Below are 24,424 nucleotides of genomic sequence, written 5' to 3' on the forward strand. Positions count from 1 at the left end.
GTAACCCTACGGCCTCGCCCGGGGCCGTGAAGCCGAGCGCCTCCGCCGGTCAGGCCGATTGTTCCCGGCGGCGACCCCGAATACCCCCGGCGGCGAGGCGGTCTGTGCGGGTGGGTCCCGTTACGTCATGCTCTGCTCATGATCGGCAAGTGGAGCGCGGCGGTGGGCCGGACGGTACGGATTCAGTCAGCGCCGGGGGCGGGGGCCGGGGGGCCGGAGGGCGAGTGCGGGCCACCGGTGGACGGCGAGCCGGCGCCCGTGGCGAACGAGCACGCGCCGGTCACCTACGGGCTGATCCTCGCCTGCTGTCTGATCTTCCTGATCGGTCCGGCGGCCGGACTGAATCCGGGATACGGCAGCGGCGACGAGCTGATCGCGGCACAGCGGACGTATTTCCGCCGCTGGGGGGTGGTACCGGTCGAACTGTTCACCGGGTCCTCCCGTGCGCTGCTCACCCCCCTCACGGCGCTCTTCGTGCACGGAAGCTGGCTGCATCTGCTCGGCAACATGCTGTTCCTGTTCGTCTTCGGGGCGATGGTCGAGGAACGCATGGGCCATCTGCGGTTCGCCCTCTTCTACGTCGGCTGCGGTTATCTCGCCCTCGTCGCGTACGCCGTCGCCCACGCCGGGTCCCCGCAGTCCCTGGTCGGGGCGTCCGGGGCGATCTCGGCGGTCCTCGGCGCCTTTCTGTTCCTCTTCCCCCGGGCCCGGGTCACCAGCCTCTTTCCCTTCCTGTTCTTCCTCCCCTTGCGTTTTCCGGCCTGGGTGACCCTGCCGTTCTGGGTGAGCCTGCAGTGGCTGGCCGCCGGGCGGCAGACCAGCGGGCCCGGGGTCGCGTATCTCGCACATCTGGTGGGGTTCGGACTGGGGTTCGTCTGCGCGTGGGGGCGTCGGGGGTGGCGGGCTAGAGTGAAAGGCCCCGTGCCCGGATCTGAGGAGAGAGACAGCCGTGATCACCGCGATCGTGCTCATCAAGACCAGCGTGGACCGGATTCCTGAGATCGCCGAGTCGATCGCGGCGCTGGAGTCGGTGAGCGAGGTGTTCTCCGTGACCGGTACGTACGATCTGGTCGCCATGGTCCGGGTGAAGGCCCATGACGATCTCGCGGATGTGATTCCGGGGGCGATCAGCAAGATTCCGGGGGTGTTGGCGACGGATACGCATGTGGCGTTTCGGGCGTATTCGCAGCATGATCTTGAGGCTGCGTTCGCCATCGGTCTGGATGGGTGAGGGTTCGTTGGCGGCTGCGGGTGTGTGGGGGTTGGCCGCGCCCACGCGGCGGAGCCGCAAATCGATACAGCCCCGCGCCCCTAAAAGCACCAGGGCACCCGGCAGATTAAAGAACCCTCATCTGGGGTTCATCATCCTCCTCGCCCAGCGGCCGCAGGCTCACTCCCATGGTGTTCTCTCGTCGTATCGCCGCTCTGGCCGCCGTGGTGGCCATCCCGCTCGGGATCGCGGCCACCAGTTTTGCCCTGACCGACAGTCCTGAGGCGCCGAAGGTGCCGCCCAAGGTGGAGTTGGACAAGGGGTCGCCGAGTCCGACCCCGAGTCCGACGCCGAGTGCCGAGCGGACTCCCCGTGACGAGGTCGTGCCCCGGCCGCCGGTGACCGACAGCCCCGCGAGTGATGACGATGACGACGACCTCGGGACGGACGACTCCGACGACGGGCCCGGTGACGACGGCTGACGGGGCTCGGCGGTGGCTCTCGGCACGGGTCAGGATTCTGCTGTGGCTGCTGCTGGTGATGGCGGTGGCACTGGCCTCGGTGGCCACCACGACCCGTTCGATCCTGTTGCGCGACACCGAGCAGCGGATCAACCGGCTGCTCGCCCAGGAGGCCGGGGAGTTCACGAATCTCCAGACCAGAGGCGTCGATCCGGAGACCGGGCAGCCGTTCACCGAACCGGCCCGGCTGCTCTACGTCTTCCTGGACCGCCAGAACGCCGACTCCGACGAGGAGTTGCTCGGCCTGATCGGCCGGGCGCGGGACGCCCCCCGGCACATCCGGCAGGAACGGGACGTCCCCGTCACGCTGCCCCTCTACCGGGACACCACCGCCCAGCGCCGGATCTACGACTCCCCCGACGCCAGCGGTGTCCTCGACCGGCCCTCCGGGGAGATCCACTGGGCGAAGGTCGAGGTGGCCCGATACGGCGGCGAGCCGGACGCCGCGTTCGTGGTGGCCTTCCATCCGCAGCGGGAGCAGCAGCGGGCCGACGAGGTGTTCCAGGTGCTGCTCGCCATCTCGGGTGTCGCGCTGCTGATGACCGTCGGGATCGCCTGGGTGGTCGCGGGGCGCATCCTCAAACCCGTACGGCTGGTGCGTACGGCGGCCGCCCAGCTCACCGAGCAGGACCTCACCCAGCGCATCCCGGTGCACGGCCGGGACGACGTCGCCGCGCTCGCCGGGACGTTCAACGCCATGCTCGACCGTCTCGAACGGGCCTTCGCCGCCCAGCGGGAGTTCGTGGACGACGCCGGGCACGAGCTGCGCACCCCGATCACCATCGTCCGGGGCCATCTGGAACTGATGGGTGGTGCCAACGAGAGCGCGGCCGAACGCGAGGAGACGATCCGCCTGGTCACCGATGAGCTGGACCGGATGAGCCGGATCGTCGAGGACCTCCTGCTCCTCGCCAAGGCCGAACGCCCCGACTTCGTCCGCCCCGAGCCGGTTCAGCTCGCCGAACTCACCGCCGATGTCTACGTCAAGGCCCGCACCCTCGGGGAACGCGACTGGCAGCTCGCCGAAGTCGCCGACCGCGAGGCGGAGTTGGACGCCCAGCGGATCACCCAGGCCATGGTCCAGCTGGCCCAGAACGCCGTCCAGCACACCACCACCGGCCAGACGATCCGCATCGGCTCCCGCGCGGACGGCTCGGCGATCGAGCTGTACGTCGTCGACTCGGGCCCGGGCGTCCAGCCGCAGGACGCCGACGTCATCTTCGAACGCTTCCGGCGCGGTACGGCCCGCCGGGGCGCCCGGGGCTCCGGTGCGGGGCTCGGTCTGTCCATCGTCCGCGCCATAGCCGAGGCCCACGGCGGCCGGGTACGGCTGCACGACACCGAGGGCGGCGGCGCCACCTTCGTACTCACCCTGGAAGGAACCCGTCCGTGAAACGGAACATGTTCGGCGAAGGGCGGACCCCGTGAACCGCATCCTCATCGTCGAGGACGAGGAACGGATCGCCTCGTTCGTCGAGAAGGGCCTGCGCGCCGGCGGCTTCACCACGACGGTCGTCGGCGACGGCGACACGGCCTACGAGTACGCCCTGACCGGTGGCTTCGACCTGGTCGTGCTCGACATCGGCCTGCCCGGCCGCGACGGCTTCACGGTCCTGCGCGAACTCCGCGAGGCCCGTGTCACCGTCCCGGTCATCGTCCTCACCGCCCGCGACTCGGTCCGCGACACCGTGGCCGGCCTGGAGGGCGGCGCCGACGACTGGATGACCAAGCCGTTCCGCTTCGAGGAACTCCTGGCCAGGGTCCGCCTCCGCCTGCGCACGGCGGCCAGGGCCCCCGAGGTCACGATGCTCCGCAGCGGCGACCTGACCCTGGACCTGAGGACCCGCCGAGCCAGGGCGGGCGACCGCTTGGTCGACCTCACAGCAAGGGAGTTCGTCCTACTGGAGCTGTTCCTCCGCCACCCGGGCCAGGTCCTGTCGAGGGAACAGATCCTGTCGCACGTGTGGGGCTACGACTTCGACCCGGGTTCGAACATCGTGGACGTATACGTCCGGGCACTGAGGAAAAAGCTGGGCGCGGAACAGCTGGAAACGGTAAGGGGCATGGGCTACCGCTTGCCGGCGATGCCCTAGACGGCGCGCAGCGCCGTTCTTTAGGGGCGCGGGGCTGTATCAATGTGCGGCTCCGCCGCGTGGGCGCGACCAGCCCCCACTCACCCGCACCCGCCAAACAACCGATCCCGCCCCCACATGAAGCGCCTTTCACAATCCGCTCATCAACGGCTAACAGCCCAATTGAACCCTTGATGACGTGACCCTGAACTTCCGTCTGGCAGCCACCCTCTGCGCAGCACTCTCCCTCTGCGCCCTCCTGGTCGTCCCCGCCAACTTCCCGGGCCTGACCGGAGACGCCAGGCTCACCCTCGCCGTCTTCGCGCTGGCGACAGCCGCCTGGATCGGCACCCCCATCGACGACACCTACATAGCCCTCGGCGCGGGCCTCGCCCTCACGGTCACCGGAGTCATCAGCAACGACACCCTCTTCGGCACCCTCGGCGACTCAACCGTATGGCTGCTGATCTGCGCGTTCGTACTGGCGGCGGCGGTGACGCGCACGGGCCTGGCGGGCCGGGCGGCGACGTTCCTGGTCAGCGGCGCCCATACCGTACGGCAGTTGACGCATCTGACGACGGCCGCCCTGGTGGTGACGGCGTTCGCGGTCCCGGCGACATCGGGCCGGGCGGCACTCGCGCTCCCGGTCTTCCTGGCTTTGGCCAAGGCATTGGCCGACCGGAAACGACTGGTCGTGATGCTGGCGCTGCTGTTCCCGACCGTGATCCTCCTCTCGGCGGTGGCGACTTTGATCGGCGCGGGAGCGCATCTGATCACGGTGTCGGTGCTGTGGGAGGCGACCGGCGACCGCATCGGCTTCACCGAATGGCTGCTGCTGGGCCTGCCGCTCGCGATCGTGTCGTCGCATCTGGCCGCCGAGGCGGTGCTGCTGACGACGACCCGGCGAGCGGACCGTCGCGGCCCGGTACGGATCACGGTCGAGGACATCCAGCGGCACAGTGAGCAGCCGGTGACCGGCCCCTGGTCCCCGGCCGAGTCGCGCTGCGCGTTGCTGCTGGGCACGGTGGTGGTCCTGTGGTGCAGCGAACCGCTCCACCGGGTGTCCCCGGCGGTGGTGGCGTTGATCGGCGCGGTCGTGGCCTCGTCGCCGGCGCTGGGCACCGTACGGCTGAAGGACGCGCTGAAGACGGTGCCCTGGTCGATGCTGCTGTTCATGGCGGCGACGATGGCGATGGGCGTCGCGCTCAGTGACTCGGGGGCCGCGAAGTGGCTGGTGGCGGGGTTGCCGGGCGGGGTCTCGCCGATGGTGTTCCTGGTGGCCGTGGTGGTGATCAGTACCGCCGCGCATCTGGTCCTGCAGTCGCGCTCGGCCCGCTCGTCGGTCCTGGTCCCCCTGGTGGTGGCGGCGGCCGTCGGCGCCGGGGTGAACCCGGTCGCGGCGGCCCTCGCCTCCACCGCGGCGGCGGGCTTCTGCCACACGCTGCCCGCCTCCGCCAAACCGGTGGCCCTCTTCGCCGACCTCCCCGACACCCCCACGTACACCCCCCGCGACCTGCTGCGGCTCTCCGCGGTCCTGGCGCCCCTGACGGCCGCCCTGGTCGTCCTGTTCGCGGTGGCGGTGTGGCCGCTGCTGGGCGTGTCGCTCATGACCCCCTGATCCGACGCTGAACCCACGATCCGACGGCTGAACCCACGACCCCTTCACGACATCCGAGGAGCCCTGAAGACCATGCTGAACCGTGTCGCCGTAGCCCCCAGCGGTTTCAAGGAGTCCCTGTCGGCCGAGGCAGCCGCCGAGGCGATCGCGGAGGGGGTCCGCCGGGTGGTGCCGGACGCCGAGGTGGACCTGATCCCGCTGGTCGACGGCGGCGAGGGCACGGCCGCCGCGCTGGCCGCCTCGACCGGGGGCCGGCTGGTCGCCCTGCCCGCGACGGGCCCGGTCGGCGAGCCGGTGGGCACGCACTTCGCCCTGCTCGGCACCCCCGAGGCGACCTCCCGGCAGTCGACCGACCCGCCCCACCCGGAGGCGCCGGACCCGACCCGCCTGGAGGCGCCCGGCGGAACCGCCCCTCGGACGGCGGTCGTCGAGATGGCCGCGGTCGCGGGCCTCTCCCTCGTCCCACGCGCCCTGCGCGACCCGGGTGCCACCACCACCTACGGAGTCGGCGAACTGATCCGCGCCGCACTCGACACCGGCGTACGGCGCGTCCTGGTCGGCTGCGGCGACTCGGGCACCTCGGACGGCGGGGCGGGAGCCCTGCAGGCGCTCGGCGCGCGGCTGCTGGACGCGGACGGCTTCGAACTCCCACCAGGGGGAAGGGAGTTGACCCGACTGCACCATATCGACCCCTCGGGCCTCGACCCCCGCCTGCGGGACGTCGAACTCCTCGTCGCCTGCAACCCGTTCAACGTGCTGTGCGGCGAACGCGGTGTGGCCCGGGTCTTCGGCCCGCAGAAGGGCGCCACGCCCGAGCAGGTCGAGGAGCTGTCCGCCGCCCTGTCGAACTGGGCGTACGTGCTCACCCGGGATCTCGCCCCCAGCGGCGTCGACCTCCGCCTCGGCCCCGGAACGGGCGCCTCCGGCGGTCTCGGCGCGGGCCTGGCCGCACTGGGCGCCCGGCTGCTCCCCCGTTTCGAGGTGCTCCTGGCCCATCTGGACCTGGACACCCGGCTGGCCCGCGCCGACCTGGTGATCACAGCCGAGGGCGCCCTGGACCGCCAGACGCCGCACGGCAAGGTCCCCGCGGAGGTGGCCCGCCGCGCCAAGCTGCACGCCCGCCCGGTCCTGGCCCTGGCCGGCACGCTCGGCGAGGGCGCCCACGAGGTCCCCGGCGTCGACGCGTACACCGGTATCCTCCCGGCACCGATGGCCCTGGCCGAGGCCATGGTCCGCGCGAGCGAACTCCTCACCGACGCCACGGAACGGGCCCTGCGGATGATGAGCCTGGGCGCCCTGGTGACGACGGCGAGGAAGCCCGGCTGGTCACCGTCGCCCTCCCCCGAACACCTACCCCTGCCCCTGCCCCTGCCCCTGCCCCTGTGGGCGGGGCCGGGTCAGACAGCGGGAACGCAACGCCCGTCTTCCGTCCGGTAGTTCCACTTCGCGCCGTCCCTCACCAGCTCCTTGACCGCGCGCAGGAACCGCTCCACATGCTCGTCCGGCGTACCGGCGCCGAAGCTCACCCGGATCGCGTTGAGGGACTTCTCGCCGGGCGCGGCCTCGGGCGCCCCGCACTCCCCCTGGGTCTCCGGGGCGGTGCCGAGGAGGGTGCGGACGAGGGGGTGGGCGCAGAAGAGGCCGTCGCGTACGCCGATGCCGTACTCGGCGGAGAGCGCGGCGGCGAAGTGGGAGCTGTTCCAGCCGTCGACGACGAAGGAGATGACGCCGACGCGCGGGGCGTCGTCGCCGAAGAGGGAGAGGACCCGGACCTCGGGAACGTCGGCGAGACCGGCTCGTAGGGTGTCGATCAGGTACCGCTCACGCGCGACCAGCGTCTCGAAGCCGGCCTCCGTCAATGCCTTGCAGGCGGAGGCGATGGAGTAGGCGCCGATGACGTTCGGCGAACCGGCCTCGTGCCGGGCGGCGGTCACCTGCCACTCGACGTCCACGCCGCCGTCGGTGCGCCGGGTCACCTTGCGGGAGGCGCCCCCGCCGGCGAGGTAGGGCTCGGCCTCGGTCAGCCAGTCGGCCCGTCCGGCGAGAACACCCGACCCGAAGGGCGCGTACAGCTTGTGCCCCGAGAACGCGACCCAGTCGACGTCCAACTCCCGTACGGAGACCGGGTGGTGGGGGGCGAGCTGGGCGGCGTCCAGCACGATCCGCGCGCCGTGCGCGTGCGCGGCGGCGGCCAGCTCCCGCACCGGCCAGATCTCACCGGTGACATTGGAGGCCCCGGTCACACAGACCAGCGCCGGCCCGTACGGGTCCCGCCCCGCGAGCGCCCGCTCCAGCGTGGCGACGGCCTCGGTGGGCGTCCGGGGCGCGTCCAGGTAGGTGACCCGGGCGTCCCGCCACGGCAGCAGCGACGCGTGGTGCTCCGTCTCGAACACGAAGACCTGGCAGTCGGCGGGCAGCGCGGCGGCGAGGAGGTTGAGGGAGTCGGTGGTGGACCGGGTGAAGACGACCTGGTCGCCGTCCCGGCAGTCGAGGAACTCCGCGACCGTACGCCGGGCGTTCTCGAACAGGTCCGTCGACAGCTGCGACAGATAGCCGGCCCCCCGGTGCACGCTCCCGTAGTACGGCGCGTACGCCGCCACGTCGTCCCACACCCGCTGCAACGCCGGGGCGCTGGCGGCGTAGTCGAGCGCGGCGTAGGTGACCTCACCACCGGTGACGAGCGGGACGGTGACCTCACGCCCCAGAACGGGCAGCGGGGCACAAACGGACTGGTCGGCGGCAATGCTGGAGACAGCGGAGACAACGGAGACAGACATGACGGAACTCCCGTGAAAGCAGCTGGAATTCACCGGCGAGCACACGAGACGGCCCGACATGGCACAGGGCTGTGTCACGGCTCAGCGGCGGTGAGATGAAAGGGGGATGCGGAGGCGGGGCTCTGCGGCCCTATCGCATTCGCTTGCTCACGGAAGGCTCCCTCGAACGACCCAGGACCCCTGGTTTCGCGAGGGGTCCGCGCTTGCCGTAGACCTCTCTGCCTACGACCTGGTCTTCACCCGGGGCACCCCGCCACGGACGGAGGGTTGCCGGACAGTCGGCCGGGGCCTGTTGACTGTCACTCATGACCTGCCGAAAACGTACGTGAGGTGATCGCCGGTCCGCAACATCTGTCCGCATGCCGGGACAGGGGCGCCTAATAACTCGGGAGTTCGGATGAGTTGGCGGGTGCGGGTGGGTGGGGGTTGCTCGCGCAGTTCCCCGCGCCCCTGAAAAGCAGGGGCTGCGCCCCTTGCTTTTCGGCCCGCAGGGGCCGTGTCTTTCAGGGGCGCGGGGCTGTGTCGATTTGCGGCTCCGCCGCGTGGGCGCGACCAACCCCCACCCACCCGCAGCCAACTACCGATTGGTCGCGGCAACCCATCGCTCAAGAACCCGCCCCGCCGCCCCCGAGTCGATCGACTCCGCGGCCTTGGCCATACCCTCCCGCAACTGCTCGGCCAGAGACCCGGTACCCGGGTCCAGCGCGACCAGCGCGGCGGCCGAGTTCAACAGCACCGCATCCCGCACCGGCCCCGTCTCCCCACCCAACAACCGCCGCGCGACATCCGCGTTGTACGACGAGTCGGCCCCCCGCAACGCCTCCACCGGAACCAACTCCAGCCCCACATCACGCGGATCGAAGGACTCCTCCGTGACCTTGCCGTCCCGGACGATCCAGACCCGGGACGTGGCCGTCGTGGTCAGCTCGTCGAGCCCGTCATCACCGCGGAAGACCAGCGACGAGTTGCCGCGCTCGGCGAAGACCCCCGCCATGATCGGCGCCATCCGGGGGTCCGCCACACCCACGGCCTGCGCCCGCACCTTCGCCGGGTTCGCCAGCGGCCCGAGCGCGTTGAAGACCGTACGGATGCCGAGCTGCCCGCGCGCGGCGGCCACATGCCGCAGCGCCGGGTGGAACTTCACCGCGAAGCAGAAGGTGATCCCCGCTTCCTCGGCGACCTCCGCGACCCGCTTCGGCGTCAGCTCCAGATTGACGCCCAGCTTCTCCAGGACGTCCGAGGCGCCCGAGGCCGAGGACGCGGCCCGGTTGCCGTGCTTGACGACCTTGGCGCCCGTGCCGGCGACGACGATCGACGACATCGTGGAGATGTTCACCGTCTTGGCGCCGTCACCGCCCGTGCCGACGACGTCGACGGTCCTCCCCGACACCTCGATGACATTGGCGTGCTCGTACAGCGCGTCCACGAGCCCGGTGATCTCGTCCACCGTCTCGCCCTTGGCCCGCAGCGCCACCACGAACCCGGCGATCTGGGCGTCGGTCGCCTCGCCGCGCATGATCTGGTCCATCGCCCAGAACGTCGCACCGGCGTCCTGGTCCTTGCCGGTCAGCAGGGCGTTCAGCACCTCGGGCCAGGAACGGCCCGCCGCGGTGTCGCCTCCAGCGGGGGTCACAGCGTTCATCAGCCGCTCCTGGTCGTCATGGCGCGGGCAGCCGGTGCCGCGCGCACCCAAAAACAATTACGCACCCTCACCCTATCCAGCCCGGAGCACGTCGAAGGGCCCCCGTCCGAAGATCGGACGGGGGCCCTTCGACCGTCGTGTGGCGACGCGATCAGGCGATCGGTGATCAGTGGTGGCCGTGGCCGCTCGTGATCTCCTTGTACTCCTCGACGGTCGGCTTGGCGATCTGGCCGTCCTCGCCGTAGTAGCCCTTGCTCAGCTTGGCGCGGAGCTTGGCGCGACGGGTGATCTTGCGGGCGACGCCGTTCTCGTCGACCGCCGGACCGATCGCGGCGGGCTCGTACTGCTCGTGCGCCGTGAGCGTGTGCAGCTGCTCCTGGCTGAGCGGCTCATGGACCTCGATGAACTCACCGTGCGGCAGACGCTTGATGATGCCGGTCTCGCGACCGTGCAGCACCTTGTCCTTGTCGCGGCGCTGGAGGCCGAGGCAGATCCGCTTGGTGACGATGAACGCGAGGACCGGGGCCACGAAGAACGCGATCCGGACGAACCAGGTCACCGCGTTGATCGACAGGTGGAAGTGGGTGGCGAACAGGTCGTTGCCACCGCCGATCAGCATGACCACGTACCAGGTGATCCAGGCGACACCGACCGCCGTGCGCGTCGGGGCGTTGCGCGGGCGGTCCAGGATGTGGTGCTCGCGCTTGTCGCCGGTGACCCACGCCTCGATGAACGGGTAGACCGCGATCGCCGCCAGAACCAGCGGGAAGACCATCAGCGGAACGAACACACCCAGGACGAGCGTGTGGCCCGCGAAGTTGATCTCCCAGCCCGGCATGGCACGGATGAGGCCCTCGGAGAAGCCCATGTACCAGTCGGGCTGCGCGCCGGTGGACACCTGGTCCGGGCGGTAGGGGCCCATGGACCAGATCGGGTTGATCTGGAAGAGCGCCGCGATCGCCGCGATGACGCCGAAGACCAGGAAGAAGAAGCCTCCGGCCTTGGCCATGTAGACCGGCAGCAGCGGCATGCCGACGACGTTGTTGTTCGTCTTGCCGGGGCCCGCGAACTGGGTGTGCTTGTGGTAGAAGACCAGGATCAGGTGGGCCACCACGAGGCCGAGCATGATGCCCGGCAGCAGCAGGACGTGGACCGAGTAGAAGCGGGCCACGAAGTCGCCGCCCGGGAACTCCCCGCCGAAGAGGAAGAACGACAGGTACGTGCCGACGATCGGCACGGACAGGACCGCGCCCTCCATGAAGCGGACACCGGTGCCGGAGAGCAGGTCGTCCGGGAGCGAGTAGCCGGTGAAGCCGGTGAACATGCCGAGGACGAACAGCAGGAAGCCGAACAGCCAGTTGACCTCACGCGGCTTGCGGAACGCGCCGGTGAAGAACACACGCATCATGTGCACGAACATGGCCGCGAGGAAGATCAGCGCCGCCCAGTGGTGGATCTGCCGGATCAGCAGACCACCGCGCACCTCGAACGAGATGTGCATGGTCGAGTTGAACGCCTCGGACATCAGCTGGCCCTGCAGCGGCACATACGAGCCGTGGTACTCCACCTCGTTCATCGACGGGTGGAAGAACAGCGTCAGATACACACCCGTGAGGATGATGATGATGAAGCTGTAGAGCGCGACCTCGCCCAACATGAACGACCAGTGGTCGGGGAAGATCTTGCGCATGTTGGCCTTGGCCAGGGAGTAGATCCCGAGCCGGCCGTCGGCCCAGTCGGCGATCCGCTCGCCGGCCGGTGCCTTCTCGCGCGAGTCGCGAGCGTCCGTGGTGGTTGCAGTACTCATCCGCGCTCCCAGAAGGCAGGACCGACGGGCTCTTCGAAGTCGCTGACCGCTTCGAGGTAGCCGTCTTCACCGACCGTGATGTGCAGCTGCGGCAGGGCGTGACCCGCCGGGCCGAAGATCACCCGGCCCCGGTCGGCGAGGTCGAAGGTGGACTGGTGGCAGGGGCAGAGCACGTGGTGCGTCTGCTGCTCGTACAGGGAGATCGGGCAACCGACGTGGGTGCAGATCTTCGAGTAGGCGAGGATGCCCTCGTGCGACCACTGAAGTGACTGCGGGTCCTTGATGTCGTTCGGCTGAATCCGGACGATCATCAGGGCGTCCTTGGCGATGTTCGTCTGGAAGTCGTGGTCGTGCTCGTCCAGGCCGTCCGGCATGGCGAACGTGAGCGACCCGACCGCGACGTCCGAGGGACGCAGCGGCTCGCCGGTGTTCATGTTGACGAGCTTCTTGCCCTTGGCCCACTGGGTGTGCCGCAGCTTGGTGCCGGGCAGCGGACCGAGGTCGCGCAGCAGGACGACACCGGAGAGCGGGAACAGGGCCAGCGCGCCGAACATCGTGTTGCGGATCAGCTTGCGGCGGCCGAGCGCGGACTCCTTGGCGCCCTGCCTGAAGTCGGCCATGACCTTGGCCTTGACCTCGGGGGCGGCCTCGATCGGGTGGCGCTCGTCGGCGACCTCCACGTCCGACATCAGCGTGCGGGCCCAGTGGACCGCGCCCGCGCCGATGCAGAACAGGGCCAGACCGAGGGTGAGCCCCAGCGCGAAGTTCAGCGCGCTGATGTGCCCGATCGGCCAGACGTAGATCGACTTGTCGACGGGGATCGCCACATAGGAGGCGATGAAGCCGACGGTCGACAGCATCGACACCGTGAACAGCAGGGCGACCGTGCGCTCGGACCGCTTGGCGGCCCGCTCGTCGATGTCCTGGATGCGGTGCTCGTGAGGCGGAAGGCCGGGGTCCGCGAAGGGGTTCTCCTCGTCCGCGACCTTCACCACACTGTGCGCGTGGCCCTGCTCTGCCGGCAGGTTCTCTTCTGGAATGTCTTGGCTACTCATGACTTCTTGGCCTTTGCGGTCCGAGCGGCGACCCAGATGGCGACGGCGATCAGCGCACCGAGTCCGAAGATCCAGCCGAAGAGGCCCTCGGTGACCGGACCGAGTCCGCCGAGGCTGATGCCACCGGGCTCGACGGTGTCGTCACTGTTGACCGCATGGAGGTACGCGATGATGTCCTTCTTGTTCTCTTCCGTCAGCGTCGTGTCGGGGAAGGACGGCATGTTCTGCGGGCCGGTCTGCATGGCCTCGTAGATGTGCTTCGGGTCCACGTCCTCAAGGCTCGGCGCGTACTTGCCCTCGGACAGCGCACCGCCCTTGCCGGTGAAGTTGTGGCACTGAGCGCAGTTGGTGCGGAAGAGCTCGCCGCCCTCGGCGATGTCCGCGCCCTCGGGGTCGTACGCGTTCTCGGTCGGGATCTCCGGACCGGCGCCCAGGGAGGCGATGAACGCCGCCAGCTGGTCGATCTCGGCCTGCGAGTAGATGACCTTCTTCTTCGGGACCTGCGCGCCCGGCTGCTGGGCCGGCATACGGCCGGTGCCGACCTGGAAGTCGACGGCCGCGGCGCCCACACCCACCAGGGAAGGCCCGTCGGTGGTGCCCTGACCGCCGGTGCCGTGGCAGCTCGCGCAGCCCACGGCGTAGAGCTTCTTGCCCTCCTCGATGGTGAGGGTCTGGGCGGTTTCATCGGCCTGCGCCTTGTCCGCGGGCGCGAAAGCGGTGTACAGCCCCCCGGTGGCCGCCAGCGCGATGAGTAGGACGACGAGCGCCGCCAGCGGATGGCGTCGTCGTGCGGAGAGCTTTTTCACGGATTACCCCGGTGTCAGGATCTTCTGCGTCGATGCTTCTGGAAGGGTCGTTCTCGGTTCGAGGCGGGGCGTTCGGTCCGCCCTCGGGCGGGGCGTCACGTCCGCCCGGCTCACCCGCCCGATTACTTGATCATGTAGATCGTGGCGAAGAGGCCGATCCAGACGACATCGACGAAGTGCCAGTAGTAGGACACGACGATGGCCGCGGTCGCCTGCTCGTGGGTGAACCTCCGGGCCGCGTAGGTGCGGCCGAGGACCAGCAGGAAGGCGATGAGGCCGCCCGTCACGTGCAGGCCGTGGAAGCCGGTGGTCAGGTAGAACACCGAGCCGTACGGGTCGGACGAGAGCGACAGGCCCTCGTGCTTGACCAGCTCGGTGTACTCGAAGACCTGACCGCCGATGAAGATCGCGCCCATGATGAAGGTGACGATGAACCACATCCGGAGCTTCTTCACGTCCCCGCGCTCGGCGGCGAACACGCCGAGCTGGCAGGTGAGGGAGGAGAGCACCAGGATCGTGGTGTTGGTCGCCGAGAACGGGAAGTTCAGCGTGTCGGCCTTCTCCGACCAGAACTCGGGACCGGTCACCGATCGCAGGGTGAAGTACATCGCGAAGAGGGCCGCGAAGAACATCAGCTCGGAGCTCAACCAGATGATGGTTCCGACGCTGGTGAGGTTCGGCCGGTTGACCGACGGGTGCGCGTGCCCGGTTTCTACTGTCGTTGCTGTCGCCACGACCGACATTATGTCGGTCGCTTATCCCGCCCTCACTCCGGGGGGTGCCGTTCGGAGTGTTGCTGCCGTCCGTACCGCTGTTGACGTGGTGTTCAAGGGAGTAGCATCCCGCGCATCGGGCCTGTCCTTACGACGCTGACGTCACGGAGGAACAATGCAGCCGACCGCCACGGTGCTGGTCTACAGCGACGACTCCAACACCCGCGAACAAGTCCGGCTGGCGACGGGGCGACGGCCCGCGCCGGACGTTCCCCAGGTGGAGTTCGTGGAGTGCGCGACGCCCGCCGCTGTCATCAAGGAGTTGGACAGGGGTGGGATCGATGTGTGTGTCCTTGACGGGGAGGCCGTGCCCATGGGGGGCATGGGGGTCTGCCGGCAGATCAAGGACGAGATCTTTCACTGTCCGCCGGTGCTGGTGCTGATCGGGCGGCCTCAGGACGCGTGGCTCGCGACGTGGAGTCGCGCTGACTCGGCGGTCACCTTGCCGGTGGAGCCTGTTGAGTTCGCCTCGGCGCTTGCTTCGCTTCTTCGTGAGAAGAGGGCTTTGAGCGCCTAGTGGCTCGGGGGCGACTGTTCGTGGGCGACTGCGGGTCCGTTGTGGTTGATCGCGCAGTTCCCCGCGCCCCTCAAGAAGCGGCTGCGCCGCTATCAGGGGCGCGAGCCGAAGCCCGTTACGTACCCTTTATGCCGACTGTGGCCTCAAGCGGGCCGTCTGCTGCACTTCGGGCACCTTCCTCTTGCCGCCTGTCAGGGCGCTGCCCTCTCGCCACTTCTCCCAGTCGAGGTTCCAGTCGCCGTAGCCGTTGCCGAAGGGGGCCATGGTGTCGCCGGCCGAGTTGACGACCTCGACTATGTCGCCCTCGTTGATGGTGTCGTAGAACCACTCGGCGTTGGCGCTGCTCATGCCGGTGCAGCCGTGGCTGACGTTGGCGTAGCCCTGGGAGCCGGTGGACCAGGGGGCGGCGTGGACGTACTCGCCGCTGTTGGTGACCCGGACGGAGTGGTGGACGGTCAGGTCGTAGAAGTCCGAGGCTCCTATGCTCGCGCTGGTCATGCGTACGGTGCCTTCCTTGGCGAGTACGACCTTGACGCCGTTGCGGGTGTCGTAGCCGGGCATGCCCGTGGTGACCGGGATCGCTCGGATCTCCTCGTCGTTCTTGTAGACCGTCATCTGGTGGGCGGCGGCGTCCGTCACGGCGATGATCTTGTCGCCGGTGGTGAGGGTGAGGGGTTTGGCCCTGCCGCCCCAGAGGCGGTCGCCGATCTTTATGCCCTCCAGGTTGCTGTGGGCCCTTATGGTGGCGCCGGTGGGCCAGTACTCCTTGGGGCGGTAGTGGAGCTTCGTGTCGTCCACCCAGTGCCAGGCGCCCTCGGCCGCGGGGACGGAGTCCACCTTGAGGGCGCGCTCGACTATGGCGCGGGCCGCCTGGTCCTTGACCGGTGCGCTGAGTTCGGCGGTGACGGGCTGGCCGACGCCGTACTTGCCCGCCTCGGGTCCGAAGGTGACGTCGAGGCGCTTCTTGGTGAGGGGCCTGCCCGTGTCGAAGGTGAGCGTCTCGCGGCCGGGAGCGCCGTCGTCGTCCTCGGTGCTCACGCGGACCGTGTAGCGGGCGTTGGCGGCGAGCGGGGCGGTGGAGTGCCAGCGGCCACCGTCGGCGGTGAGTTCGCCCGCCACGTACCGTCCTGCGGCGTCCACGGCCAGGACGTCGGTGATCCGTGCGTCGTCCTCGGCGGTGACCTCCAGGGCCTTGTCCGGGTCGGCCTTCTCGCCTTCTTCGGCGGGGGTGTTGAAGGAGACCTGGTCGCCCGCGTCGTAGGGCCGGCCGGAGAGCGGATGACCGCCTGAACCGCAGGCGGTGGTGGCCGCCCCGAGGAAGAGGGCCAGCAGGGTGCAGCTGAGGAGCGTACGGTGGCGCGGTGTGTGGCTCATGAGGCCAACGTAGGAATGTGAGCCGGGCGTGGCTCGCCGAGTGGGCCGTGTGGGGGATGTTCGATACGGCAAAAGGGGGAAGCCCGGACCTCCTGGCGGAGTGTCCGGGCTTCCTTGCGCTCGGCGCGTGTTACAGCGGCGCGCTACTGGTTCTGGTTCTCGCCGCGGTAGTACTCGAAGACCCAGCCCCACAGACCGACCAGGATGATCGGAGCCGAGAAGTACAGCAGCCACCAGCCGAAGATGACGCCCATGAAGGCGAACGCGCCACCGATGGCCAGGGACAGCGGCTGCCAGCTGTGCGGGCTGAAGAAGCCCTGCTCACCTGCGTCGTCCGCGACGTCGGCCTCCTTGTTGTCCTGCGCGCCCACGTCGACCCGCCGGGCCGTGAAGGCCAGGTAGTAGCCGATCATGATGCACAGGCCGAAGGCCAGGAAGAGCGCCGTGGTGCCGGCCGGCTCCTTCGACCACACGCCATAGACGATCGCCATGGCGAGGACGAAGACGCTCAGCCAGATGAACATCTTGCCCTGGATCTTCACTTGCCGGCCTCCTTGCTGGCGCCGCTGCCGGCGAGCTCACCGTGACCGCTGTGCGCGAGCTGCTCCAGCGCGGCGATCTCGGGGTGGTGCAGGTCGAACGCCGGGGATTCGCTGCGAATCCGAGGCAGGGTGAGGAAGTTGTGCCGCGGCGGCGGGCAGGAGGTCGCCCACTCCAGCGAACGGCCGTAGCCCCACGGGTCGTCGACGCCGACGGGCTTGCCGTACTTGGCGGTCTTCCACACGTTGTAGAGGAACGGCAGGATCGACAGACCGAGTACGAACGAGGCGATCGTCGAGATCGTGTTCAGGGCGGTGAAGCCGTCGGCCGCCAGATAGTCGGCGTAACGACGCGGCATGCCCTCGGCGCCCAGCCAGTGCTGGACGAGGAAGGTGCCGTGGAAGCCGATGAACAGCGTCCAGAACGTGATCTTGCCGAGGCGCTCGTCGAGCATCTTGCCCGTCATCTTCGGCCACCAGAAGTGGAAGCCGGAGAACATCGCGAACACCACGGTGCCGAAGACGACGTAGTGGAAGTGCGCCACCACGAAGTACGAGTCGGAGACGTGGAAGTCCATCGGGGGCGAGGCCAGGATGACACCGGTCAGACCACCGAAGGTGAAGGTGATCAGGAAGCCGGTCGCCCAGAGCATCGGCGTCTCGAAGGACAGCGAGCCCTTCCACATCGTTCCGATCCAGTTGAAGAACTTCACACCGGTCGGGACGGCGATGAGGAACGTCATGAAGGAGAAGAACGGTAGGAGCACGCCACCGGTGACGTACATGTGGTGCGCCCACACCGTCACGGAGAGGCCGGCGATCGCGATGGTCGCGCCGATCAGGCCCATGTAGCCGAACATCGGCTTGCGCGAGAAGACCGGGATGACCTCGGAGATGATGCCGAAGAACGGCAGGGCGATGATGTACACCTCTGGGTGGCCGAAGAACCAGAAGAGGTGCTGCCAGAGCAGGGCGCCGCCGTTGGCCGCGTCGAAGACATGGGCGCCGAACTTGCGGTCCGCCTCCAGGGCGAACAGCGCGGCCGCGAGGACCGGGAAGGCGAGCAGGACCAGGACACCGGTCAGCAGCACGTTCCACACGAAGATCGGCATACGGAACATCGTCATGCCGGGTGCGCGCATGCAGATGATCGTGGTGATGAAGTTGACCGAGCCGAGGATGGTGCCGAAGCCGGAGAAGGCCAGACCCATGATCCACATGTCGGCGCCGATGCCCGGGCTGCGGACCGCGTCCGACAGCGGGGAGTAGGCGAACCAGCCGAAGTCGGCGGCACCCTGCGGGGTGAGGAAGCCGGCCACCGCGATCAGCGAGCCGAAGAGGTACAGCCAGTACGCGAACATGTTCAGCCGCGGGAACGCCACGTCGGGCGCGCCGATCTGCAGCGGCATGATCCAGTTGGCGAATCCGGCGAACAGCGGCGTCGCGAACATCAGCAGCATGATCGTGCCGTGCATCGTGAACGCCTGGTTGAACTGCTCGTTCGTCATGATCTGGTTGCCCGGGCGGGCCAGCTCGGCACGCATGAGCAGCGCCATCGCGCCACCGATGATGAAGAACGCGAACGACGTGACCAGGTACAGGGTGCCGATGGTCTTGTGGTCGGTGGTGGTCAGCCACTTGACCACCACGTTCCCGGGCTGCTTGCGCCGGACGGGCAGCTCGTCCTCGTACGAGCCCTCGCCTGCGGCAGTGCCCTGGGGTTCGTTGACGATGCTCACAGCTGGTTCACCTCCCGGTCCTTCTCGTGCTGCGTCTGCTCGATGCCCGCCGGGACGTAACCGGTCTGGCCCTTCTCGGCCAGCTCCTTCAGGTGCTGCTCGTACCGCTCCTGGGAGACGACCTTCACGTTGAAGAGCATCCGGGAGTGGTCGACGCCGCACAGCTCGGCGCACTTGCCGAGGAAGGTGCCCTCCTGGTTGGGCGTCACCTGGAACACATTGGTGTGGCCCGGGATGACGTCCTGCTTCATCAGGAACGGAACCACCCAGAAGGAGTGGATGACATCACGCGAGGTGAGCACGAAGCGGACCGTCTTGCCCTCGGGCAGCCACAGGGTGGGGCCGGGGTTGCCGGTCTGCGGGTTCTTGTCACCGGGGATGCCGCAGGTGTAGACGCCGCCCGCGTTGTCCGGGAACTGGTTCTTCCACTTGGTGGGAACCGCGGCCAGGTTCTCGTCGGTCTTCGCGTCACCGGTGACGCCGTCGACGTTCTCGATGTAGTTGAAGCACCAGCTCCACTGGAAGCCGACGACGTTGATGGTGACGTCGGGCTTCTTGGACGTGTCGAGGAGCCTCGACTCGTCGCGGGCGGTGAAGTAGAAGAGCACCGAGACGATGATCAGCGGGACGACCGTGTACAGCGCCTCGATGGGCATGTTGTAACGGGTCTGCGGAGGAACTTCGACCTTGGTGCGGCTGCGCCGGTGGAAGAAAGCACTCCACAGGATCAGGCCCCAGACCAGTACGCCCGTGGCGAGCGCGGCGGCCCAGGAGCCCTGCCACAGGGAGAGGATTCGCGGAGCCTCTTCCGTGGTCGGGGTGGGCATACCAAGGCGGGGGAAGTCCTTGTATGTGCAACCGGTGGCGGTCGCCAGGACCAGGCCCGCAGTCAGTGCCTGCAGCAGCTTCCGCCGCATCGGGCGCCGCGGCATGGGGGTACCACCCGCGCTCTTCAGGCCGCGGGGGAGGTCGGAGCCGTTGGGACTCACGTAGCGCCTTCCCGAGAGTCTCGCCCGCGCAGGTCAGGCTGCGGCCTTCTCGCTGGTCGGTCGCCGCCCTGCGGCGGGCAGGGGTTTGGATGTTTATGCGGACCAAACCCTAGCCGACGCCCTCCGGGGGGGTGCGAGGAGGGGTGCCTAGTGGGAGGGGTGGTTCGCTGATTTGGCGGCTGCGGGTGGTTTGTGGCTGGTCGCGCAGTTCCCCGCGCCCCTTGAAGGGGCGCTGCCCGGCTCCCTGCTTATAGCGTTGACCTGTGGGTTACTTCGACGCTGCTTCCTCTGTTCCTCTTCATCCTGTTGCCCGGCAGGCCCTGGTGGCCGGTCTTGATGAAGGGTGGGCCGATCCTGCCCGGCTCTACCGGGAGGGGCGTAGGGCTCGGTTGTTGTTGGACGCCGCTCGGGAGGCGGCTGCCGAGGCGGTGGGATGCCGGCCCGACGAGCTGGTGTTCACCTCGTCCGGGACGCGGGCCGTGCACTCGGGAATCGCCGGGGTGCTGGCCGGGCGGCGGCGTATCGGGGGTCATCTCATCGTGTCGGCTGTCGAACACTCTTCGGTGTTGCATGCGGCCGAGGTGCACGAGGCCGGGGGCGGCACGGTCACTCGGGTGGAGGTGAACCGGTCCGGGGTCGTTGACGTCGAGGCGTACGGCGAGGCCCTGCGGTCCGACACCGCGCTCGCCTGTCTTCAGTCGGCCAACCACGAGGTGGGCACCGAGCAGCCGGTGGCCGAAGTGGCGGCGGTGTGCCGGGAGGCCGGGGTGCCGTTGCTGGTGGACGCGGCGCAGTCGTTGGGGTGGGGACCGGTGGACGGGGACTGGTCGGCGTTGACCGGCAGTGCCCATAAATGGGGCGGTCCGTCCGGGGTCGGACTGCTGGTCGTACGGAAGGGTGTGCGGTTCGCGGCTCAAGGCCCCGCCGACGAGCGGGAGTCGGGCCGGGCCGCCGGCTTCGAGAACATCCCGGCGATCGTGGCGGCGGCGGCCTCACTGCGGGCGGTACGGGCGGAGGCGGCCGCCGAGGCCGTACGGCTACGGGAGTTGACGGACCGAATCCGCGCGAGGGTGCCGTCGCTGGTGCCGGACGTGGAGGTGGTCGGAGACCCGGAGCGGCGACTGCCGGGGGTGGTCACCTTCTCGTGTCTCTATGTCGATGGGGAGACATTGCTGCACGCGTTGGACAGGGAGGGCTTCTCCGTCTCCTCCGGCTCGTCGTGCACGAGCAGCACCTTGACACCGAGCCATGTGCTGAGGGCCATGGGCGTCCTCAGCGAGGGGAACGTGCGGGTGTCGCTGCCGATGGGCGTGGCGGAGGAGGATGTCGAACGGTTCCTGTCGGTGCTGCCGGGTGCGGTGGCGACGGTCCGGGAGAAGCTGGGGGCGCCGGTTCCGGCTCCGGCTCCGGTCGTGCGGGAGGACGTCCTGGTCGTGGACGCGCTCGGCAAGCGCTGCCCGATCCCGGTCATCGAACTGGCGAAGGTCATCGGGGACGTACCGGTGGGCGGGACGGTCCGGGTCCTCTCGGATGACGAGGCGGCCCGCCTGGACATTCCGGCGTGGTGCGAGATGAGGGGCCAGGAGTACGTGGGAGAGGAAGCCGAGGAGAGGGGCTCGGCGTATGTGGTGCGAAGGGTGAGTTGAAGCAGTGCCCGCACCCCAGCCAACCCAGGGGCGCGGGGCTGTGACATCAGCGGCTCCGCCGCGGGGCGCGATCAGCCACGACGGCGCCGCAGCCGACAAAACACCGACCGCGGCACCCCCCCCTAGTCGCAAAGCCGGCACTCAGCCAAGGTGAGCCTTGACCTCCCCGGCGGCGTCATCCCCGTACGCCTTGGTGAACCGCTCCATGAAGTGCGCCCGCCGCAACTGGTACTCCTGCGTCCCCACCGTCTCGATGACGAGAGTGGCGAGCATGCAGCCCACCTGCGCGGCCCGCTCCAGCGGGACCCCCCACGCCAGCCCGGACAGGAACCCGGCGCGGAAGGCGTCGCCGACGCCGGTGGGGTCGGCCTTGCGCTCCTCGTCGGGGCAGCCGACCTCGATGGGGTCGTGACCGGCGCGCTCGATGCGGACGCCGCGCGCGCCGAGGGTGGTGACGCGGTGGCCCACGCGGGAGAGGATCTCGGCGTCCGACCAGCCCGTCTTGGTCTCGATGAGCCCCTTCTCGTACTCGTTGGAGAAGAGGTACGTGGCGCCGTCCAGCAGGGTGCGGATCTCGTCGCCGTCCATGCGGGCGATCTGCTGGGAGAAGTCGGCGGCGAAGGGGATCGCGCGGGTGCGGCACTCCTCGGTGTGGCGGAGCATGCCCTCGGGGTCGTCGGCGCCGATGAGGACGAGGTCGAGGCCGCCCACGCGGTCGGCGACGGTCTTGAGCTCGATGAGGCGGGCCTCGCTCATGGCGCCGGTGTAGAAGGAGCCGATCTGGTTGTGGTCGGCGTCCGTGGTGCACACGAAGCGGGCGGTGTGCAGGGTCTCGGAGATGCGCACGGACTCCGTGTCCACGCCGTGCCGGTCGAGCCACGCGCGGTACTCGTCGAAGTCCGCGCCCGCCGCGCCGACGAGGATCGGCCGGGTGCCGAGCTGCCCCATGCCGAACGCGATGTTCGCGCCGACACCGCCTCGGCGTACGTCCAGCTGGTCGACGAGGAAGGAGAGGGAGACCGTGTGCAGTTGGTCCGCGACGAGTTGGTCGGCGAAGCGGCCCGGGAAGGTCATCAGATGGTCTGTGGCGATGGAACCGGAGACTGCGATACGCACGGCGAGGACACGCTCCTGCGGGGGAGAGACGATTGACAGTTCACGCTACCGGGTCGTCCGTGCCCGCTGAAGGTCGTCCGGGCGCTCAGGAGCGGGAAAAACTACCCGATAGTAGGGCTTTCTTCGTGAGGTAGGTGGTGCATACGGTGCCGTCATGAACAACTCCAAGATCCACGGCACCGTCCCGTTCGACCCGGACGCCGATCTCGCGGCGCTGCGCGGCGACTGCGCCCGGATGGCCCCGCACTGGGCGGCCCCCGCGAAGGTCATTACGGCGCCGGTGTCCCCTTCGCTCATCCACGGGGTGAAGGTGCCGGCGACCTCCGCACGGCTCGTGGACGCGATGTCGGAGTACGGCAACTGAGGTCACGGCGCGGTTTCCTCGGACCGCCGAGGGAACCGCTCGCTCCCCCGTCGCGTCCCATCGGCGTCCCCCGTAAAGGGGATGCGGTGTACGACCAGCCGAAGGAGCGATGCGGTGAACTCCGAGCGACCCGACAACCCCGAGACCCCGGACGAGGGCCCCGAGCCCGACGCCACGGAGCAGCTCGGGTCCGCCGGGGATGACGTCACCGGGGCCGAGGGGACCGACGAGGCCGAGGCGACCACGGCGTCGGTCACGGAAAGTGACGCAGGCGAGGGCGATGGCGATGGCGACGGTGAAGCCGCCGATGTGCCCCCCGCCGACGTCGTACACGTAGGCGGTGGGGAGCCGAGGCCGCGGCGGTCCCGGGTGGCTGTCGCCGCGGTGGCCGCCGCCGTGCTGCTGGTCGGGGGCGGTGGGGCGTATCTCGCGACGAGCGGGTTCGACGGGAACGGGGATTCCGGCGGTTCGGCCGCTCCCGGCGGCGACGGCACTCCCCCGCCGCTGGCACTCGACGGCTACGCCTCGGGCGGCTCGAACGGCATAGCGCCCGGTGAGCCCGATCCCCACGGGGTGACGTATCGCGCGGACGGCGAGCTGCCCGACGGGCCCGAGTCGGCGCCCGTGTACGCGGTCGAGGGTGAGGTCACGGCCGCCGAGGTGGCCCGGCTCGCGAAGGCGCTCGGGGTGGAGGGCACGCCCACGGCCAGTGGGGAGTTCTGGCGGGTCGGGGGCGCGAAGGACGGTTCGGGAGCGCTGCTCCAGGTCGGCGCACAGGCCCCGGGGAGCTGGTCGTTCAACCGGTACGCGCCGGGTACCGACAACTGCCAGAAGGTCGACGTCTGTTCCTCCGGCGGCACGGCGGAGGGTGCCGATCCGGTGAGCGAGGCGGTGGCCAGGAAGGCGGCGGCGCCGGTGCTCAAGGCGGTCGGCCAGGACGACGCCAAGGTCGACGCCTCCGGGCTCCTCGGCTCCGTGCGGGTCGTGAACGCCGATCCCGAGGTCGGCGGGCTGCCGACGTACGGCTGGGCCACCGGCGTCCAGATCGGCGCCGACGGCCGGGTGACCGCCGGGAACGGCAACCTGAAGACCCCGGTGAAGAGCGACACGTATCCGGTCGTCGACGCGGACCGGGCCCTCGACCTGCTGAACGGCTCGGGCCAGGGTGTCGGCACCGCGCGCGAGGGTGTCGACGACTGCGCCACTCCCGTACCGATGGACGGGGGCGACGGCGACATCAAGGCGGACGAGCCGGTGTGCGGCGCTTCGACCCTGCCGGAGCCGGAGCCGGTGGCCGTCGAGGACGCGGTGTTCGGGCTGGCCTCGCACCATGTGGACGGGCAGCCGGCGCTGGTGCCGTCCTGGATGTTCGAGGTACGGCCGGCCGGGGCGGAGGAGAGCTACACCGTCTCGTATCCGGCGGTCGACCCGAAGTATCTGGCCTCGCCGGAGACCCGGACCGAGCCGACCGAGCCGCCCAGCGATCTGCCGGGCACCACCTCCCCCGACGCACAGGACGTCGAGATCCAGGGCTACACGGTCGACGGCGACGAGCTGACCGTGTCGTTCTGGGGCGGGGTGTGCAGCGATTACTCGGCGTCGGTGAGCGAGGAGTCGGGCGAGGTGACCGTCACCGTGACCGGCACCCCCTGGGAGGGCAAGGTCTGCATCATGATCGCCAAGGCGATGGAGCGGACCGTACAGCTGGACCAGCCGCTCGGCGACCGTGAGGTGGTCGGCTCGGACGGCAAGGAGATCCCGGAGGGCGGGATCGCGGAACTCCAGCCGCAGTAGGGGCAGTAGAGACGGTCCCGCGTACGACAGAGGCGGCGCCCCCCCCGCCGGTGGGGGGGCGCGGA

Annotated in this window: 22 protein-coding genes and 1 riboswitch; of the genes, 11 read left to right on the forward strand and 11 right to left on the reverse strand. The window is 69.4% G+C overall.

Translation table 11 applies throughout. The features are described 5' to 3' along the window. Window positions 1-138 precede the first annotated feature (138 nt). The 7 genes from ACWD4G_RS17920 (at window position 139) to ACWD4G_RS17950 (ending at window position 6,858) form a co-directional block, all read left to right on the forward strand. Window positions 139-999: a rhomboid family intramembrane serine protease gene (locus ACWD4G_RS17920; protein ID WP_451294353.1), complete on the forward strand. Its 861-nt coding sequence runs from the start codon at window positions 139-141 to the stop codon at window positions 997-999. After that, window positions 950-1,231, forward strand: a complete 282-nt coding sequence (locus ACWD4G_RS17925; RefSeq protein WP_451294355.1) for an Lrp/AsnC family transcriptional regulator — start codon at window positions 950-952, stop codon at window positions 1,229-1,231. Before ACWD4G_RS17920 ends, ACWD4G_RS17925 begins: the two co-directional genes overlap by 50 nt. 167 nt (window positions 1,232-1,398) lie before the next feature. Next, entirely contained in the window at window positions 1,399-1,692 is a 294-nt protein-coding gene (locus tag ACWD4G_RS17930; RefSeq protein WP_451294357.1) for a small secreted hydrophilic protein, read from the forward strand. Next, window positions 1,679-3,124 carry an ATP-binding protein gene (locus ACWD4G_RS17935; RefSeq protein ID WP_451294359.1) on the forward strand — a complete coding sequence of 482 codons (1,446 nt, stop codon included), beginning with the start codon at window positions 1,679-1,681 and terminating at the stop codon, window positions 3,122-3,124. Before ACWD4G_RS17930 ends, ACWD4G_RS17935 begins: the two co-directional genes overlap by 14 nt. Before the next feature lie 31 nt (window positions 3,125-3,155). After that, window positions 3,156-3,824, forward strand: coding sequence for a response regulator transcription factor (locus ACWD4G_RS17940; RefSeq protein WP_451294361.1), 669 nt, complete (start codon window positions 3,156-3,158; stop codon window positions 3,822-3,824). 178 nt (window positions 3,825-4,002) lie between these two features. Continuing rightward, the gene (locus ACWD4G_RS17945) at window positions 4,003-5,421 is read left to right on the forward strand and encodes an SLC13 family permease (RefSeq protein ID WP_451294363.1); all 1,419 of its coding nucleotides are present in this window, start codon (window positions 4,003-4,005) and stop codon (window positions 5,419-5,421) included. Between the two features lie 72 nt (window positions 5,422-5,493). Then, window positions 5,494-6,858, forward strand: coding sequence for a glycerate kinase family protein (locus ACWD4G_RS17950; protein ID WP_451294365.1), 1,365 nt, complete (start codon window positions 5,494-5,496; stop codon window positions 6,856-6,858). Here the strand turns inward: ACWD4G_RS17950 and ACWD4G_RS17955 are convergent. The 6 genes from ACWD4G_RS17955 to ctaE all read right to left on the reverse strand — a co-directional run bounded on the left by ACWD4G_RS17955 (window position 6,819) and on the right by ctaE (window position 14,251). Then, on the reverse strand, window positions 6,819-8,198 hold the full coding sequence (locus ACWD4G_RS17955; RefSeq protein WP_451294367.1) for an aminotransferase class V-fold PLP-dependent enzyme: 1,380 nt from the start codon (window positions 8,196-8,198) through the stop codon (window positions 6,819-6,821). The genes ACWD4G_RS17950 and ACWD4G_RS17955 overlap by 40 nt on opposite strands. Before the next feature lie 194 nt (window positions 8,199-8,392). Further along, window positions 8,393-8,509: riboswitch (SAM riboswitch) on the reverse strand. Between the two features lie 266 nt (window positions 8,510-8,775). After that, complete coding sequence (trpD, locus tag ACWD4G_RS17960) at window positions 8,776-9,840, reverse strand: anthranilate phosphoribosyltransferase (RefSeq protein ID WP_451294369.1); 1,065 nt, start codon at window positions 9,838-9,840, stop codon at window positions 8,776-8,778. Between the two features lie 166 nt (window positions 9,841-10,006). Further along, on the reverse strand, window positions 10,007-11,647 hold the full coding sequence (qcrB, locus tag ACWD4G_RS17965) for a cytochrome bc1 complex cytochrome b subunit (RefSeq protein ID WP_451294371.1): 1,641 nt from the start codon (window positions 11,645-11,647) through the stop codon (window positions 10,007-10,009). Beyond that, a complete protein-coding gene (gene qcrA, locus ACWD4G_RS17970; protein ID WP_451294373.1) occupies window positions 11,644-12,702 on the reverse strand; it encodes a cytochrome bc1 complex Rieske iron-sulfur subunit in 1,059 nt (352 codons plus the stop codon). The genes qcrB and qcrA overlap by 4 nt, the downstream gene beginning before the upstream one ends. Beyond that, entirely contained in the window at window positions 12,699-13,508 is an 810-nt protein-coding gene (gene qcrC, locus ACWD4G_RS17975) for a cytochrome bc1 complex diheme cytochrome c subunit (protein WP_451294375.1), read from the reverse strand. The genes qcrA and qcrC overlap by 4 nt, the downstream gene beginning before the upstream one ends. A gap of 122 nt (window positions 13,509-13,630) precedes the next feature. Then, on the reverse strand, window positions 13,631-14,251 hold the full coding sequence (ctaE, locus tag ACWD4G_RS17980) for an aa3-type cytochrome oxidase subunit III (protein WP_451294377.1): 621 nt from the start codon (window positions 14,249-14,251) through the stop codon (window positions 13,631-13,633). Window positions 14,252-14,396: 145 nt separating this feature from the next. Between ctaE and ACWD4G_RS17985 the strand changes: the two genes are divergently transcribed. Next, on the forward strand, window positions 14,397-14,798 hold the full coding sequence (locus ACWD4G_RS17985; protein ID WP_451294379.1) for a hypothetical protein: 402 nt from the start codon (window positions 14,397-14,399) through the stop codon (window positions 14,796-14,798). 126 nt (window positions 14,799-14,924) lie between these two features. On the opposite strand, the gene ACWD4G_RS17990 is transcribed toward ACWD4G_RS17985, so the two are convergent. From ACWD4G_RS17990 to ctaC, 4 genes are all read right to left on the reverse strand, one after another. After that, a complete protein-coding gene (locus ACWD4G_RS17990; protein ID WP_451294381.1) occupies window positions 14,925-16,172 on the reverse strand; it encodes an Ig-like domain-containing protein in 1,248 nt (415 codons plus the stop codon). A 143-nt stretch (window positions 16,173-16,315) separates the two neighbouring features. Further along, window positions 16,316-16,714 (reverse strand): cytochrome c oxidase subunit 4, encoded by a 399-nt coding sequence (locus tag ACWD4G_RS17995; RefSeq protein WP_451294383.1) that lies wholly within the window; start codon window positions 16,712-16,714, stop codon window positions 16,316-16,318. Beyond that, window positions 16,711-18,450, reverse strand: a complete 1,740-nt coding sequence (gene ctaD / locus ACWD4G_RS18000; RefSeq protein WP_451294385.1) for an aa3-type cytochrome oxidase subunit I — start codon at window positions 18,448-18,450, stop codon at window positions 16,711-16,713. The genes ACWD4G_RS17995 and ctaD overlap by 4 nt, the downstream gene beginning before the upstream one ends. Further along, entirely contained in the window at window positions 18,447-19,439 is a 993-nt protein-coding gene (gene ctaC, locus ACWD4G_RS18005) for an aa3-type cytochrome oxidase subunit II (protein ID WP_451294387.1), read from the reverse strand. The genes ctaD and ctaC overlap by 4 nt, the downstream gene beginning before the upstream one ends. A 263-nt stretch (window positions 19,440-19,702) precedes the next feature. Between ctaC and ACWD4G_RS18010 the strand changes: the two genes are divergently transcribed. Continuing rightward, window positions 19,703-21,085 (forward strand): aminotransferase class V-fold PLP-dependent enzyme, encoded by a 1,383-nt coding sequence (locus tag ACWD4G_RS18010; RefSeq protein ID WP_451294389.1) that lies wholly within the window; start codon window positions 19,703-19,705, stop codon window positions 21,083-21,085. 141 nt (window positions 21,086-21,226) lie between these two features. On the opposite strand, the gene ACWD4G_RS18015 is transcribed toward ACWD4G_RS18010, so the two are convergent. Continuing rightward, the gene (locus ACWD4G_RS18015; protein WP_451294390.1) at window positions 21,227-22,201 is read right to left on the reverse strand and encodes a carbohydrate kinase family protein; all 975 of its coding nucleotides are present in this window, start codon (window positions 22,199-22,201) and stop codon (window positions 21,227-21,229) included. Window positions 22,202-22,355: 154 nt separating this feature from the next. Between ACWD4G_RS18015 and ACWD4G_RS18020 the strand changes: the two genes are divergently transcribed. Together ACWD4G_RS18020 and ACWD4G_RS18025 are read left to right on the forward strand one after the other, a co-directional pair. Continuing rightward, the gene (locus ACWD4G_RS18020; protein ID WP_451294392.1) at window positions 22,356-22,565 is read left to right on the forward strand and encodes a hypothetical protein; all 210 of its coding nucleotides are present in this window, start codon (window positions 22,356-22,358) and stop codon (window positions 22,563-22,565) included. Between the two features lie 114 nt (window positions 22,566-22,679). Further along, complete coding sequence (locus ACWD4G_RS18025) at window positions 22,680-24,359, forward strand: hypothetical protein (RefSeq protein WP_451294394.1); 1,680 nt, start codon at window positions 22,680-22,682, stop codon at window positions 24,357-24,359. Window positions 24,360-24,424 lie beyond the last annotated feature (65 nt).

The sequence above is a fragment of the Streptomyces sp. NPDC002643 genome, assembly GCF_053592555.1.

Excerpts from the sequence above, each read along its gene's own strand:
- ACWD4G_RS17920 (WP_451294353.1), top strand. The coding sequence starts at position 139 with ATGATCGGCAAGTGGAGCGCGGCGGTGGGCCGGACGGTACGGATTCAG.
- ACWD4G_RS17930 (WP_451294357.1), top strand. The coding sequence starts at position 1,399 with ATGGTGTTCTCTCGTCGTATCGCCGCTCTGGCCGCCGTGGTGGCCATC.
- ACWD4G_RS17950 (WP_451294365.1), top strand. The coding sequence starts at position 5,494 with ATGCTGAACCGTGTCGCCGTAGCCCCCAGCGGTTTCAAGGAGTCCCTG.
- ACWD4G_RS17955 (WP_451294367.1), bottom strand. The coding sequence starts at position 8,198 with ATGTCTGTCTCCGTTGTCTCCGCTGTCTCCAGCATTGCCGCCGACCAG.
- trpD (WP_451294369.1), bottom strand. The coding sequence starts at position 9,840 with ATGAACGCTGTGACCCCCGCTGGAGGCGACACCGCGGCGGGCCGTTCC.
- qcrB (WP_451294371.1), bottom strand. The coding sequence starts at position 11,647 with ATGAGTACTGCAACCACCACGGACGCTCGCGACTCGCGCGAGAAGGCA.
- qcrA (WP_451294373.1), bottom strand. The coding sequence starts at position 12,702 with ATGAGTAGCCAAGACATTCCAGAAGAGAACCTGCCGGCAGAGCAGGGC.
- ctaE (WP_451294377.1), bottom strand. The coding sequence starts at position 14,251 with ATGTCGGTCGTGGCGACAGCAACGACAGTAGAAACCGGGCACGCGCAC.
- ACWD4G_RS17985 (WP_451294379.1), top strand. The coding sequence starts at position 14,397 with ATGCAGCCGACCGCCACGGTGCTGGTCTACAGCGACGACTCCAACACC.
- ACWD4G_RS17990 (WP_451294381.1), bottom strand. The coding sequence starts at position 16,172 with ATGAGCCACACACCGCGCCACCGTACGCTCCTCAGCTGCACCCTGCTG.
- ACWD4G_RS18020 (WP_451294392.1), top strand. The coding sequence starts at position 22,356 with ATGAACAACTCCAAGATCCACGGCACCGTCCCGTTCGACCCGGACGCC.